Here is a 14,532-nt window from a genome sequence, read left to right on the forward strand (position 1 = left end):
TAATTTAATTATTCAATAATTCCAGCACAACTTACTCTACCACCAGCATCGCCAGTTGGTTGGGTTGTAAAGTCATCTGTTCCTGCATGTACAATAATACCTTTGCCAATAATGTTTTTAGTATCATCTTCGCATCCTATACACCATTCGTCTGTAGAGAACATAACCATGCCATTTCCATTTTCATCGGCGGTAAAATTCCCGATATCACCTTTATGATACCCCGTCTCGGCATCCCATTTACCATGTGGTTGGTTTGTTGGATTCCAATGACCTCCTGTAGATTTTCCGTCTGGTGATGAACAATCAGATGATTCGTGTAGATGGATAGCGTGTACTCCTGGCTCTAAACCAGTTATCATAGCATGCATACTCACTATCCCGTTTTCTTCAGTAAAGGTTACTGTGCCTGATACATTGCTGTCACTTTTCGGGTTTAGTGTAACACTTAATTCTTTGGTCATAGAAGTTTCTGTTTCAACAGTTTCGCTTTCCATAACAGGTTCTTCTTTTTTTGCGTTTTTACAAGCAGCTAAGCTTAAGGTCGTTAAGATTATTATATAGCTTAATTTTCTCATTTTATATATTTTTATTATTTACGTTAAAATTACTGTTTTATAAATCCAATTACAAATTTATATATGACTTATATCATATTTTTAAAGCTTAAGCTCTTTTACTTTTGATTTTATAAAATGTTAGGTATGCGAAATTCATTAATCCAAAAATATAATATAGCAGGACCTCGATACACCAGTTATCCAACGGTACCTTATTGGAATCAGGAAACGTTTTCGTTAAAGAAATGGAAGTCGTCTTTAATAAAATCTTTTAACGAAAGTAACCATAAAGAAGGTATAAGCATTTATATTCATCTGCCTTTTTGTGAAAGCATGTGTACCTTTTGTGGTTGCAATAAACGTATTACTAAACAACATGATGTGGAAGATGTTTATATCAATGCCGTTTTAAAAGAATGGAGTTTATATTTAGATGTATTTGATGAAAAGCCCATTATTAAAGAAATGCATCTTGGAGGTGGTACCCCAACTTTTTTTAGTCCTGATAATTTAAAACGTTTGGTAGAAGGCATTTTAATGAATTCAAAACGAGCTGTTAATTATGAATTTAGTTTTGAAGGTCATCCCAATAACACAACACGCGAGCATTTGCAAACCTTATATGATGTGGGTTTTAGACGTGTAAGTTATGGCGTCCAAGATTATAATGAAACAGTACAAAAAGCCATTCATAGAATACAGTCTTTTGAAGCTGTAAAGAACGTTACGGAACTAGCAAGAGAGATAGGTTATACCTCTATTAGCCATGATATTATTTTTGGATTGCCTTTTCAAACCATAGAAAATGTCGAACAAACTATTTTTAAAACCAAGGAATTGCTACCAGACCGTTTGGCATTTTATAGTTATGCCCATGTACCTTGGGTTAAAGGTAATGGACAGCGTGGATTTAATGATGAAGATTTGCCAACGCCAGAGATTAAAAGTAAGCAATATGAATTAGGTAAAAAGTTACTTACACAAGTCGGGTATACCGAAATTGGCATGGATCATTTTGCATTGCCAACCGATACCTTATATCAATCGATGGTTGAAGGGGAATTACATAGAAATTTTATGGGCTATACGCCATCAAAAACACAAGTTATGATTGGCTTAGGTGTGTCTGCTATTAGTGATAGTTTGTATGCTTTTTCTCAAAATGAAAAAAGTATTGAGTCCTATTATCATTTACTAAAAGAAAATATGTTACCAGTAAATAGAGGCCATATTTTAAGTGAAGAAGATTTGGTTATTAGAAAGCATATTCTTAACTTAATGAGCCGTTTTAAAACATCTTGGTCTTCAAAAGCTTTTAATTTTAAGGAACTTCCGGAGGTTATTTCCCGTTTAAAAGAAATGGAGAAGGATGGATTGATCCGTATAAATTCAGATAGTATCGAAGTTACAAAAAAAGGTCAACCTTTTGTTAGAAACATTTGTATGGCTTTCGATTTGCTATTACAACGGAATCAACCAAATACCAATTTGTTTTCAATGACAGTTTAACTTTAAAAATGACACATGAAAAAAATTATAGTTCCCATAGATTTTTCAGAGCATTCAGAATATGCTCTTAAAGCAGCAGCTAAGTTAGCAAAAACATACAAAGCAGAAATTTTAGCATTACATATGTTGGAAATGGCAGATGTTATGCTAACCTCTTCTGAAGGTATCATAGATGAAAAAACCATATACTTTTTTAGATTGGCAGAACAACGGTTTGAAACATTTCTTAAAAAAGATTATTTAAAAGACATAAAAATAACCCCAATTATTAAGCATTTTAAAGTGTTTAGTGAAGTTAATGAGATCGTTAAAAGCCATGATGCCGATTTAATAGTTATGGGTTCTCATGGAACAAGTGGTGTTTTGGATTTATTTGTTGGATCTAATACAGAGCGTGTGGTAAGACATGCAGAGGTACCTGTTTTGGTTGTGAAAAAAGATTTATTGAATGTGAATTTTAAATCCGCTGTTTTAGCTTGCGATTTTTCGGTAGAAGCAATAAAACCTTATTTAAACGCCGTTAATATGATGCAAAAGCTAAAATGTAAACTTCATATGGTTCATGTAAACTTACCTAACAATAGCTTTAAAAGTTCGACTGAAATAGAAAAAACTGTAATTAATTTTTTTACTAAGGCTGATAGGAATCTAGATAGAATGAACGATGTTCGGTATGTTTCTGATTATACGGTTGAAGAAGGCGTTTTAAACTTTTCTAACAAAATTGGAGCTGATTTAATTATTATGCCAACCCATGGCAGAAAAGGACTATCAAACTTTTTTGAAGGTAGTATAGGTGAAGATATTGCAAACCATTCCAAACTTCCCGTTATGACATTTAAGATTTAAATTAACTTGTTGGTTAGTTAATTTAATTTTGAGAAAAGAGTTATTATATGAAATGAGATATAATAGCTCTTTTTTATTCTATAGGGGGTGCTAATATATTCAATAATGTAGCCTTTGTTTTAAAAAAATCATATTCTAGTTCTATCGCTTTTAGTTTAGCATCTATGAGTTTGGATTCTCTTGAATTTACCAAGAATAGAGAGCTTTCGCCTAAAAAGAATTTGCGTTCCTCGGCATTGAGCATAGTGTTATAATCTGCAACAATGGTTTTAGTATAGTTATTTTGTTTGATAAATGAATTTAGTTCTTGGGTAATTGCATCTATTTTGTTTTTTAGATTGATTTTAGTTGATAAAATTTCAAATTCTGTATCTAACAATTTAAGCTTGGCTAATTTTAAATCAGCACGTTCTTTTCTTAGAAATAGAGGAAAGCTAATATTCAAACCGGTTTTATAGGCAGAGGTACTAAAGGATTGACCGACTTCAGGGGTTTGTGATAAAAAATTATACTGCAAATCTATTTTAGGAAGTAAATTGTTTAATTGTAAACGTTTTTCCAGAGTCAAACTTTTAACTTTATAATTTAGGGATTGTAGCTTTGGATGATTCTCGAAATCTAAATCTTCAATATTTAGTAAGGATGTATTAAGTGTTTCATCAATAGTCTCAAAAGAGTTAATATCGGGGATAACGTGGTCCTTAATTTCAATAGGTGTATTGTCATCAACCCATAAATAATTAGATAGCTCTAAAGAGGCTTTGATATATTTAATGTTTGATTTTTCAAGATTTAATTTTCTATTATTTAATGCTATACGTGCTTCTAAAGTATCAATTGCAGGCATTTCTCCTACTTCAAAATTCTTTTTAATGCCATTAAACCGCATGTTGGCATTTTCTAAAAAATCTTCATAAACACGTTTTTCATTATAGGTCTTAAGCCAATTAAAATAGGTTAGAGTAGCATCATATAGAATACTGTTTACCAATAATTGCCTATCGGTTTTGGCTTGTTCTACAAATAATTTGCTTTGCTTTAAAATTGTCATGCGTTTGTTGGCCAAAAGTCCTTGGGCTAATGATATAGAAACACCAGCACTGTACAGACCGCCTTCTGGAACGGTAGCTTCTCGACTTAAATAAACACCTTTATTATCTTCAAAACTGCCTTTTAGTTCAACGCCATACCAAGTAGGTATTTTAAATGTGGCATTCAACTTATCATAATATTCGGTATCCTTGAATTTTTTTCGATCATAATCTGTTTCCAGTTTGGGGTCGAATGCTCCACGAGCCTTCATAAGCTTGACTTCACTTTCATTAATACGTAAATTAGCTTGCTTTACAATGGGGTGAAAAGACTTTACATAACCCAAATATTCCGATAGGCTAATTATAGATATACTATCGTTTTGAGCAAATGAGAAAAGGCTAAAAGAAAAGCATATAGTTAATAAAAAAACTCTCATTTTTTATCTTTATTAGAGGTGGTTTCAATATTGCCTTGGGGTTGGTAATAATTGGGGGGGAAACTGTTTATTTGTCGCCATAGTTCAAACCAAATAGGTACATTCTCTAAAAGTGCAATAGTGCGCGCTCCAGAGCCAACACGTATTGCTTCAGGCCATTTGTAATCAGTTTCATCTGGGGCTAATAATATTCTATATTTGCCATTGCTGCTGATAAAGTTTTCAATGGCTACTATTTTAGCACCATAAGTTCCATAGCTTGCGTTGGGCCAACCACTAAATACAATAGCAGGCCAACCATCAAACTGAACACGCACTTTTTCTCCAATATGCAAAAGGGGCAAATCAATAGGTCTTACATAGGTTTCTACGGCTAAATCAAATTGTTTAGGCATGATGCCTACCAATGCTTCTCCTTCTTTAAAGTTAACACCGATACCACCTGTTAATGCTTTATTTATATAGCCACTTTGTGGCGCAGTAATGTATAATAAGCTGTTTCGTTTTGTATAATTTGTATACTCGTTTTCTAATTTTGTAACTTGTGCCTGGGCATCAAATCCGCTAGATTTTGCTGTAAACATATCACTTTGTGCTTTCGAAATTTTATCGGCATATTCGGCGTTAATTCTAGATAATTCAATTTGTGCATTGATTATTTCGTTTTTACTTGCTAAATATTTGTTTTCTTGTGAGATTAATTTAGCTTGAGATTCTTGAAGTTTTAGACGTTTTTCTTCTACATCTTTAACAGCTTTTAGACCTTCCTCTTGCAAAGTTTGTGTACGATTGAATTGGCGTTCTGCAATTTCTATATTTGTTTTAGCGGCTTGAAAATCTATGCTGTCGCTTTTTACCTTTAAATGGGCTTGCATCAACTTGTTTTGTGTTTGTTGGTACTTTAGTTTTTGCTCACTTAATAAAGCAGAAACTTGCCTATTTAATGCTTGTACTTTACCTTGATAAGCATCTACAGAAGATGATTTTGCTATAATCTGCTCATTAGTTCTTTCTACTAATTTTTCATCAAAATATTCGCTTTTAATTTCTGAAATTCGTAGTATAGTATCTCCTTCTTTCACAAAGTCACCTTCATTTACAAACCACTCTTCTATACGGCCAGGTATTTGAGATTGTATGGTTTGTGGACGTTGATTGGGTTTTAAAGTCGTTACTTGACCTTGCCCAGTAATATTTTGTGTCCAGGGTAAAAAAAGGACGATTAAAACAATAATAGCAATAGCTAGTAAGAATTTGTTGAATTGTTTGTAATAAGGTTTGTTAAATATATGTTGGGTAGACTTAAATTTATCTAAATCCACATGATGGTTTATCGTATTGTGAGATATATTAAGCATAGTCTATGTTTTTAATTTCACCTTTTTCTAATTGAATTATTTGTGAGCATTTAGATTTCCAACTAGCGTTGCCACTAACTACGATAAGTGCCCAAGGTCTGTCTGGATGTGATATATAATCTATAATAGCATTAGTTTCAGTTGGATTAAATCTGTCTAGGGCATCTTCTAGAATAAGTAATTTAGGTTTTTTTAAAATAGCTCTGGCTAAAATAATTTTTTTAGATACGGTATGAGACATCTGTTTTCCATCAGCATTTAAAATTGTTTGTAAGCCTTTAGTTTGTTCTTTTATAAAGTCCATGAGCCCAACTTTCTTTAAAACATCAAAAATGGCATCATCAGTTATGTTTGGGTTTCCAAAAGTTAAATTTTCTTTTATGGAACCATCAAATGGTGATTCTTCCGTTAGCGACAAGCCTAATTCTGCGCGATAATGATTTAAATTTAAGCTGTTTAAGGATAGATTGTTAATATAAATATAGCCAGCGGTTGGTTCTGTAATACCAGCAATAAGACGCAATAGAGTAGATTTACCCGATCCACTTTCGCCTAAAATTAAAATTCTACTTTTTGAATTTATATTTAAAGATATATTATAAAGTATAGGGCTATCTCTATCTGCAACTCTATATGAAACCTCATTTAGTTCTATATTAATATCTCCTTTAAAAATTGGTTTTTCGCCTTTTTGGTCTTCTATGTCTTTATCAACTATTTCTCCTAATTTTTCAATAGATGTTAAAACATCATAGAAAGGTTCTAGCCCAAGAATCAGTTTTTCCACAGATGCAATGATTAATAAGATAATAATTTCTGCGGCTACAAATTGCCCAATATTCATCTGTTGATTTAGAACTAATGCTCCACCAATTAGTAGTAAACTTGCTGTAACAATTACTTTAAAACTAACCATTTGAATAAACTGCATCATTAAAACCTTGAAATGACTTTCTCTAGATTCTAAATAATTAGATACCAAATAATCGTTTTTGCCTAATGCCAAGCTTGTATTTCCTGAAAGTTTAAAACTGGTAACACTTCGGGCAATTTCTTGAATCCAATGAGCAACTTTGTATTTGTTTTTAGATTCCATTAAACTAGTCTCTAAACCTCTTTTGGCTGTAAATTTGAAAACTATGAATATCAGAAGAAGTAATAATATCCCAAAAATGATAAAAAAAGGATGATAAAACGATAACAATACTAATGCAAACAAAATTTGCAAAAGAGCCGTTGGTACATCAATAAGTATTTTAGATAACCCTTTTTGAATAGTTAAAGTATCGAAAAAGCGGTTTGCTAATTCTGGGGGATAGTAATTACGTAATTCTATTGTTTTAATTTTCGGGAATCTATAACTTAACTCAAAGGAAGAGCGTGTAAAAATACGTTGCTGTATGGTTTCAATAATACGCAGTTGCATGAGTTGTAAAGCTCCAGAGAAAGCGACACCCAGGGTTACCAAAATCACGAGTACTATCCATGATGTGGATATTTGAGCACCTTGTATTAAATTAATAATTGTTTGAATTCCTAACGGAAGTGATAAGGCAACAATACCTGAGAAAATTGCATAATAAAATATTTGTAGAATATCCCTTTTTTCTAATTTTATTAATCCAATTAAACGCTGCCAAGGTGTTGTTTTAGGTTCTCCCATAATTATAATTTTAAAGTGTTTATGGCAAGATTTATAAAAAACACAGAAGGGGTTATATGTTGGTTGCAATTGGTTATTGATGCGAAATGATCCTTTAAAAAATGCTGATGTAAACTACCTTCTATAATTGTGCTTGCTAAAGAAGATGCAAATTCATAATTTGGAGCAGCATTTAATATCATGTCCTTTATTCTTTCTACAATACGCTTATATATAATGAAATAGCCCTCCTTATTTTCTTGATCAACTTCTTTTGTTAAAAAGGATTTTGAATTTTCATTTATTATAATATTATTTAGGGCACCTTTATTAATATGTGGAAAGATGATGTCTTCTTTAATGGTCCTACAAACAATTTCGATGGCTTTTATTAGCTTGTCTTTGTCATTAGAAATACTATGAGTTTCAAAAACTAATTGGTACTCTACCCATGCCCAATACCAAGAAGATATATATAAAAGTAGTTTGTGTTTACTCTCAAAATAGCGATAAATAGAACTTTCATTAGATCCTATTTTTTCTCCTAATTTTTTAAATGTAAAAGAGTCAAAACCAATGTCATTAATTAAAATTATGCTATGCTCAATGATACGTTTTCCTAATATTGAAGATTCTGGATCTTTTACATAAATTTTTTCCGGTACCGCAATTTTTAAATTTGATAGTAAATTTTTCATAACTGAATATTTTATTTTCAAATATAATAGTATTACTATCATTTTTGAAAATAAAAATATAATTTTATAATAAATTTAACTTTTAATTATTTTTTTCAATTTTTGAAATATTCTCTTAAATAAAGAAAAAATTGATTAATGGCAATCAATATTACTTGAAATAGTCTGGTTTATTGGAGCAGGGGATAGGTAAGGAATACCCAATCCCAAACCACGAAGAATAAATAACAACCCTATTATAACAACAACAGCAGGAATCGCTCTTTGTATTTTTTGTCTGGCCTTACCTTTTAAAAAGTTGCTAAAATATATAGCACTAGTCATTAAAGGAATAGTCCCTAAACCAAAAATTGCCATATACAAACTGCCACCTAATGCATTCCCACTGGTAATGGCAGCAAAAACAGCCATATAAACCAATCCACAAGGTAAAAAACCATTTAAAAACCCAATCGTTAAAAAGGTTTCTGGTGTTTTTCTTTTTAAGGCTAATCCTAAGGCCGATTTAATTTTAGAAATTATTTTCAAAACAGGTTTAGAAAAGTTGTATTTACTGAATGTTTTAAAAGGAATCAATATAACAATAATCATTAACAACCCAATAATAATAGATAACTGTTGTTGAAACCCAAAAAGATATAGGCTTTTTCCAATAAGCCCAAAGGCAAATCCAATAATGCTATAAGCTAGAAGCCTTCCTAAATGATAAAGTGAGATTTGTAATATTTTTGCATACGTATTTGTTCTGGTAACGGGAAGCATAAAAGCAATAGGGCCACACATACCCACACAATGAAAGCTTCCTAATAAACCAAATACAAATGCAGATAGTAGCATGTTTAATAATTTATGGATTCTTGGAATAAATAAGATTGTCCATTATATTGCCAATCTATTTTTATGTTCCAGCGACCATCTACCAAACGATTGTTAGGTATGAGCAAAAAGGGTTTAGATAATGATATAATAGTATCAAAATCTAAGTGTTTGTTAGATGGTCTGTATAGGAACACATGTCCAGTTATTTTTTTTACATCAAAGCTTTTTGGGAATTCAATTAGTAAACCTTCAGCAGTTAATTTGTAACTAATGTTCTCCTCAAGCTTTTTTGCGCTATTCAATTTATCAATATTACTTTGGTATGCCAGTTCATCTTTGTAATAGTCTTCGGTAACCAAATCATATTCATATTTATCATTCACATTCAACGTAATTATAAAATACATAATAAAGCTTATAAATCCTATGAATGCTAGTACGATACTTGTTCCCCAATTTACTTTCATAATCTTATCATTCCTACGTAGGCAGGAATCTTTTTAGTTAATATTCATTTTACTTTTATAGCATTTTGAAATAAATGTCTTATTTGCTATGGTCATCTTCTTCATTGAAATAGATTATGCTAAGTTCTATTTTTTCATAACAACAATTATGTCCAACTTTTAAATATAACATACAAACCCCAGCAACCCAAAACCAACAACTATCTATAACTTCTAGGGCCTAAAAAATTGGCGGTGGTTGTTTCAATAAGTTTATCGCCAGCATATACACCAATTTTAATTTTATTTCTATCACCCGATAGGGCGGCATTATTAATTTCAACAAACAAGGTGCCTTCCGAAATTTCTTGACCTGGCACATTAAAACGATTGGTTGTTGATACCAATTTTAAAACGCCTTTGTGTGACATTAATTCAAAATGTACATCATTAATAGTGCTCGTTGTTTTATTTACTAATTTATAGGTAAATACGTTGCTTATTATATTATTTGCTTTATGTTCGTATAATTGCCCTGGAAGTCTTAAAATAGTAGCTTCTAAGTCGTTTCTTAAAAATAACATACCTGTTAGTAAACCAATTAAAATGGTAAGAACGGCTATGTAACCTTTCATTCTTGCTGTTAATTTAAAAGGCGTTTTTTTCTCGATATTATCTTCACTAGCATATCTAATTAATCCTTTTGGAAGATTGACACTTTCCATAATGGAATCACATTCATCAATACAAGCGGTGCAGTTAACACATTCTAGCTGTGTACCGTTTCTAATATCTATTCCCGTAGGGCACACATGCACGCATTGAAAACAATCAATACAATCACCATATCCTAGTGCCTGTCTATCTTCATTTTTTTTGATTTTTTTTCTGCCATGTTCACCTTCACCACGTTTATGGTCGTATGCTACCACAATAGATTTGTTATCTAACAGAACGCCTTGTAGTCTACCATAAGGACACGCAATAATACATACCTGTTCTCTAAACCACGCAAACACAAAGTAAAAAACTGCTGTAAAAATGAGTAACGATATGAGGGTACTTATATGGTTAAGTGGGCTGTCCGTTATATAACTAATCAGTTTGTCACTCCCAATCAAGTAAGCTAAAAACACGTTGGCAATTACAAAAGAAATAAAAAGGAAAATAATTAATTTTAATCCTTTTTTTCTTATTTTTTCCGCATTCCAAGGTTGTTTGGATAGGCGGATTTGTTTCCCTCTATCGCCTTCAATCCAATATTCAATTCGTCGAAAAACCATTTCCATGAATATGGTTTGCGGACAAATCCAGCCACAAAAAATGCGTCCGAAAGCCACAGTAAACAAGGTGATGAACACAACACCAATAATCATGGAAATGACAAATAAGAAAAAATCTTGTGGCCAAAATGGAAAACCAAAAATATTAAAGCGGCGTTCTAAAACATTAAACATTAAAAATTGATTGCCATTTATTTTTATAAACGGTGCCGCTAGTAAAAATATTAACAGGACATAGCTTACTAACTTTCTGTATTTATAGAATTTACCGCTTGGTTTTTTAGGAAATACCCAAGCACGTTTGCCTTCACTGGTAACGGTACCAATGGAATCTCTAAATAGTTCGTTTTCTGGTGTTTCCAATTTTTTTTTTGTTTTCTAAGTTGTTGTCATGTCGAGTGAAACTTTCATTTTCTGAAAATTCAGCATCGAAGCATTTTAAATCTGCCCTCCATCCCTTCCGATAGAAACATCGGAACACTCGAACTGACACCCTACTGATTAGTCACTACTTGTTGTATCGAATCTGTTTTGATTTGATTTGGGATTTCTTCTGAAGTGTCTTCACCCCAAAGATCACCTTGTGGTTCTTTTGGATTTGCTGGTGTTGTCCCTTGAAGGCTCAAAACATAACTAGCTACTTGTGCAATTTGAGCTGGTTTTAATTGGGTTTTCCAAGCTATCATACCTTTGCCAGAACGACCGCCTTCAGAGATAGTGTGAAATACATTTTTGATATCGCCACCAATAATCCAGTATTTATCAGTTAAATTGGGACCAATACCACCACCTCCATCAATCATATGGCAAGCAACACAAGTGGTTTCAAAAATGGCTTTTCCAGCGTTTAAATCTGCAGCATCTGTAAGTAGGGTTACTGTATTGGCATCTACTAAATCTTTAGCTGTTTTTAAGTATTCTTCGTGTTCTTTTTCTGCTTTAGCTATGTCACTTTTTAATTCTTCGTATTGATTGTCTCCATTGAATACATGAAATCTTAAAAGATAAACAGCGGCAAAAATGATTGAAATATAAAAACCATACAGCCACCAAGGTGGTAAAGCATTGTCTAATTCTTTTATACCATCATAATTATGGTCTAAAATAATCTCGCTTTCCTCTTCAATTGGTTTGGCGCCCAAAAGTTTTTTATAGATTTTTTTTATCCATGTAAATTGGTATGCTTTATTTTTTTCGGCTAAAAAGCGTGCTTTTGCGTCTTCATCTAACTTAAACAGCATGATATTTTCTAAAGCACCAACGATGGCTTCTATGGCAATTATGATAAGAAGCACTAAAAAAAGAAATAACAAAACGGCTGGATATACTATAAATGCTGGTTTGTCTCCAGAATCGATAACATATTCTGTTAATCCGAAAATGATAAAGAATACAACAGGAACGCGTATCCAAGATGGTATTAAATGTCTCATAGCTCTGTGTCGTTTTGGTTATCTAATGGAATATGACTTACAGTATTGATGTAGTCTTTTTTAGCTGTAAATACCCATAAAAAAAGTATAACAAAAAAGCTAAAGAAGATAAGAAGGGAAATGATAGGGTAAATCTCTATACCCGTTATGCTTTCCATATGACCTTTTACAAATTTTAACATGATGTTTTTGGATTTTGGTTAATGGTTTTTGGTTGATGGTTGTTAGCTTGTGATTGTTAGTTTTTGATTTTTGCCCTTAACTATCAATCACAAGCCATCAGCTATTTTAATGTTTCTACTTTTATATCGGTTCCTAAGCGTTGCAAATAGGCGATAACGGCAGTTATTTCTCTGTTTTTCATTTCAGTAAATGGCTCTCCGTTTTCTTTAGCATATTTTTTATCAGCTTCATAAGTTTTAGCAAAGTCTGGGTCTGAATGAAGATTTTCTTCAATAAGTGCTCCTTGCTCTAGCATATTTTTCTGAGCATTGGTGATATCTTCTTCAGAATATGGGACTCCTAAAGAAACCATGGCTCTCATTTTGGTTTCTGTTAACGATTTATCCAATTCATTTTTAATCAGCCAAGGATAACGAGGCATGATAGAACCTGAAGAGGTGCTTTGCGGATCGTATAAATGGTTGAAGTGCCAATTATCAGAATATTTCTTTCCTACTCTGTGTAAATCTGGTCCTGTACGTTTACTTCCCCATAAGAACGGATGGTCATACACATATTCACCTGCTTTTGAGTATTCTCCGTAACGTTCCACTTCACTTCTAAATGGACGAATCATTTGCGAATGGCAGCCTACACAACCCTCACGTATATAAATGTCTCGACCTTCCAACTCTAAAGGCGTATATGGTTTGACGCTTGCTATGGTTGGAATATTGGATTTTACCATAATGGTTGGTACAATTTGAATGATACCACCAATTAAAATAGCTAATGTGGCTAAAAGTGTTAGTTGAACGGGTCTGCGCTCTAACCAAGAGTGCCAACCTTCTCCAGAAGTACGTTTCTTTGTAACACGTTCTAGGGCAGTGGCTTCTGCTAATTCATCTTCAACTTTGCTGCCTTGTTTAATGGTCATGATGACATTAAAAACCAAGATAAGCAGACCTGTAATGAATAATGTACCGCCGATAGCACGCATCCAGTACATAGGCATAATTTCAGTAACGGTTTCTAAAAAGTTTCCATAAGTTAAAGTGCCATCTGGATTAAATTGTTTCCACATACTAGCTTGTGTAAATCCTGCAACATACATAGGTAAAGCATACATGATGATACCTAAGGTGCCAATCCAGAAATGTAAATTTGCTAGAGCTATGGAATATAGTTTGGTTTTAAATAATTTTGGAATTAGGAAATATATCATACCAAAAGTCAAGAACCCATTCCAAGCTAAAGCACCAACATGTACATGGGCAATAATCCAATCGGTAAAATGCGCAATAGCATTTACGTTTTTAAGCGATAGTGTTGGACCCTCAAATGTTGCCATACCATAACCAGTAATAGCTACTACCATAAATTTTAAAACAGGATCGGTTCTTACTTTATCCCATGCCCCACGAAGTGTTAACAATCCGTTTATCATACCACCCCAAGATGGCATTAATAGCATAACAGAAAATGCAACACCAAGGTTTTGTGCCCATTCTGGCAATGCAGTATATAATAAATGGTGGGGGCCAGCCCAGATATAGATGAAAATTAGGGACCAAAAATGCACAATAGATAATCGATAAGAATATATAGGTCTGTTGGCTGCCTTTGGTACAAAGTAGTACATCAATCCTAAAAAGGGTGTCGTTAAAAAGAATGCCACCGCATTATGTCCATACCACCATTGTACCAACGCATCTTGTACACCTGCATAAACGGAATAACTTTTTAAAGCACTTACAGGAAGTTCTAAACTATTGAAAATATGTAAAACAGCAACGGTTACAAACGTGGCAATGTAAAACCAAATAGCAACATATAAATGGCGTTGTCTTCTTTTTATGATAGTACCAATTAAGTTCCATCCGAAAACAACCCAAACTAAAGCAATAGCTATATCGATAGGCCATTCTAATTCGGCATATTCCTTAGATGATGTATAGCCTAAAGGAAGTGTAACGGCTGCAGCAACAATAATAAGCTGCCACCCCCAGAAGTTAATTTTACTTAATACGTCACTAAACATTCTAGCTTTCAATAAGCGTTGTGAAGAATAGTAAATCCCCGCAAAAATGGCGTTACCAACAAATGCAAAAATAACGGCATTGGTATGCAATGGTCTTAAACGACCAAAACTTAACCATGAAATTCCGTCTGTTAAGTTTGGGAATAAAAACATAAAAGCAAGTAGAATACCTACAAGCATGCCCACAACACCCCAAAGCATAGTGGCATATAAGAAATTTTTAACGATTTTATTATCGTAATGAAACTGTTGCATTTCCAT

The 14,532-nt window shown here is 32.8% G+C and carries 13 protein-coding genes; 2 read left to right on the top strand and 11 right to left on the bottom strand.

The window, feature by feature from the left end:
* Positions 1-8: 8 nt before the first annotated feature.
* Entirely contained in the window at positions 9-578 is a 570-nt protein-coding gene (locus DKT72_RS01125) for a superoxide dismutase family protein (protein WP_111306875.1), read from the bottom strand.
* A 126-nt stretch (positions 579-704) separates the two neighbouring features.
* On the opposite strand from DKT72_RS01125, the gene hemN reads away from it, so the two are divergent.
* Together hemN and DKT72_RS01135 are read left to right on the top strand one after the other, a co-directional pair.
* The gene (gene hemN, locus DKT72_RS01130; protein WP_111307041.1) at positions 705-2,069 is read left to right on the top strand and encodes an oxygen-independent coproporphyrinogen III oxidase; all 1,365 of its coding nucleotides are present in this window, start codon (positions 705-707) and stop codon (positions 2,067-2,069) included.
* Between the two features lie 15 nt (positions 2,070-2,084).
* The gene (locus tag DKT72_RS01135) at positions 2,085-2,918 is read left to right on the top strand and encodes a universal stress protein (protein WP_111306876.1); all 834 of its coding nucleotides are present in this window, start codon (positions 2,085-2,087) and stop codon (positions 2,916-2,918) included.
* Between the two features lie 73 nt (positions 2,919-2,991).
* Here the strand turns inward: DKT72_RS01135 and DKT72_RS01140 are convergent, their stop codons facing one another.
* From DKT72_RS01140 to ccoN, 10 genes are all read right to left on the bottom strand, one after another.
* Complete coding sequence (locus DKT72_RS01140; protein WP_111306877.1) at positions 2,992-4,389, bottom strand: TolC family protein; 1,398 nt, start codon at positions 4,387-4,389, stop codon at positions 2,992-2,994.
* The gene (locus tag DKT72_RS01145; RefSeq protein WP_111306878.1) at positions 4,386-5,747 is read right to left on the bottom strand and encodes an HlyD family secretion protein; all 1,362 of its coding nucleotides are present in this window, start codon (positions 5,745-5,747) and stop codon (positions 4,386-4,388) included. The genes DKT72_RS01140 and DKT72_RS01145 overlap by 4 nt, the downstream gene beginning before the upstream one ends.
* Positions 5,740-7,410, bottom strand: a complete 1,671-nt coding sequence (locus DKT72_RS01150) for a peptidase domain-containing ABC transporter (RefSeq protein WP_111306879.1) — start codon at positions 7,408-7,410, stop codon at positions 5,740-5,742. The genes DKT72_RS01145 and DKT72_RS01150 overlap by 8 nt, the downstream gene beginning before the upstream one ends.
* Before the next feature lie 2 nt (positions 7,411-7,412).
* Positions 7,413-8,087 (bottom strand): TetR/AcrR family transcriptional regulator, encoded by a 675-nt coding sequence (locus tag DKT72_RS01155; protein ID WP_111306880.1) that lies wholly within the window; start codon positions 8,085-8,087, stop codon positions 7,413-7,415.
* A gap of 135 nt (positions 8,088-8,222) precedes the next feature.
* Entirely contained in the window at positions 8,223-8,924 is a 702-nt protein-coding gene (locus DKT72_RS01160; protein WP_111306881.1) for a sulfite exporter TauE/SafE family protein, read from the bottom strand.
* Positions 8,925-8,926: 2 nt separating this feature from the next.
* Positions 8,927-9,373 (bottom strand): FixH family protein, encoded by a 447-nt coding sequence (locus tag DKT72_RS01165; protein ID WP_111306882.1) that lies wholly within the window; start codon positions 9,371-9,373, stop codon positions 8,927-8,929.
* A 200-nt stretch (positions 9,374-9,573) separates the two neighbouring features.
* On the bottom strand, positions 9,574-10,998 hold the full coding sequence (gene ccoG / locus DKT72_RS01170) for a cytochrome c oxidase accessory protein CcoG (RefSeq protein WP_111306883.1): 1,425 nt from the start codon (positions 10,996-10,998) through the stop codon (positions 9,574-9,576).
* A 131-nt stretch (positions 10,999-11,129) separates the two neighbouring features.
* Entirely contained in the window at positions 11,130-12,068 is a 939-nt protein-coding gene (locus DKT72_RS01175; RefSeq protein WP_111306884.1) for a cbb3-type cytochrome c oxidase N-terminal domain-containing protein, read from the bottom strand.
* Positions 12,065-12,250 carry a CcoQ/FixQ family Cbb3-type cytochrome c oxidase assembly chaperone gene (locus tag DKT72_RS18470; protein WP_111306885.1) on the bottom strand — a complete coding sequence of 62 codons (186 nt, stop codon included), beginning with the start codon at positions 12,248-12,250 and terminating at the stop codon, positions 12,065-12,067. The genes DKT72_RS01175 and DKT72_RS18470 overlap by 4 nt, the downstream gene beginning before the upstream one ends.
* 101 nt (positions 12,251-12,351) lie before the next feature.
* A complete protein-coding gene (ccoN, locus tag DKT72_RS01185) occupies positions 12,352-14,532 on the bottom strand; it encodes a cytochrome-c oxidase, cbb3-type subunit I (RefSeq protein WP_111306886.1) in 2,181 nt (726 codons plus the stop codon).

The organism is Confluentibacter sediminis, assembly GCF_003258355.1.
Lineage (GTDB): Bacteria > Bacteroidota > Bacteroidia > Flavobacteriales > Flavobacteriaceae > Confluentibacter > Confluentibacter sediminis.

What these genes read in the sequence shown, in the direction of transcription:
- DKT72_RS01125 (WP_111306875.1), bottom strand. Translation starts at nt 578, where the DNA reads ATGAGAAAATTAAGCTATATAATAATCTTAACGACCTTAAGCTTAGCT.
- hemN (WP_111307041.1), top strand. Translation starts at nt 705, where the DNA reads ATGCGAAATTCATTAATCCAAAAATATAATATAGCAGGACCTCGATAC.
- DKT72_RS01135 (WP_111306876.1), top strand. Translation starts at nt 2,085, where the DNA reads ATGAAAAAAATTATAGTTCCCATAGATTTTTCAGAGCATTCAGAATAT.
- DKT72_RS01140 (WP_111306877.1), bottom strand. Translation starts at nt 4,389, where the DNA reads ATGAGAGTTTTTTTATTAACTATATGCTTTTCTTTTAGCCTTTTCTCA.
- DKT72_RS01145 (WP_111306878.1), bottom strand. Translation starts at nt 5,747, where the DNA reads ATGCTTAATATATCTCACAATACGATAAACCATCATGTGGATTTAGAT.
- DKT72_RS01150 (WP_111306879.1), bottom strand. Translation starts at nt 7,410, where the DNA reads ATGGGAGAACCTAAAACAACACCTTGGCAGCGTTTAATTGGATTAATA.
- DKT72_RS01155 (WP_111306880.1), bottom strand. Translation starts at nt 8,087, where the DNA reads ATGAAAAATTTACTATCAAATTTAAAAATTGCGGTACCGGAAAAAATT.
- DKT72_RS01160 (WP_111306881.1), bottom strand. Translation starts at nt 8,924, where the DNA reads ATGCTACTATCTGCATTTGTATTTGGTTTATTAGGAAGCTTTCATTGT.
- DKT72_RS01165 (WP_111306882.1), bottom strand. Translation starts at nt 9,373, where the DNA reads ATGAAAGTAAATTGGGGAACAAGTATCGTACTAGCATTCATAGGATTT.
- DKT72_RS01175 (WP_111306884.1), bottom strand. Translation starts at nt 12,068, where the DNA reads ATGAGACATTTAATACCATCTTGGATACGCGTTCCTGTTGTATTCTTT.
- DKT72_RS18470 (WP_111306885.1), bottom strand. Translation starts at nt 12,250, where the DNA reads ATGTTAAAATTTGTAAAAGGTCATATGGAAAGCATAACGGGTATAGAG.
- ccoN (WP_111306886.1), bottom strand. Translation starts at nt 14,532, where the DNA reads ATGGAAATGCAACAGTTTCATTACGATAATAAAATCGTTAAAAATTTC.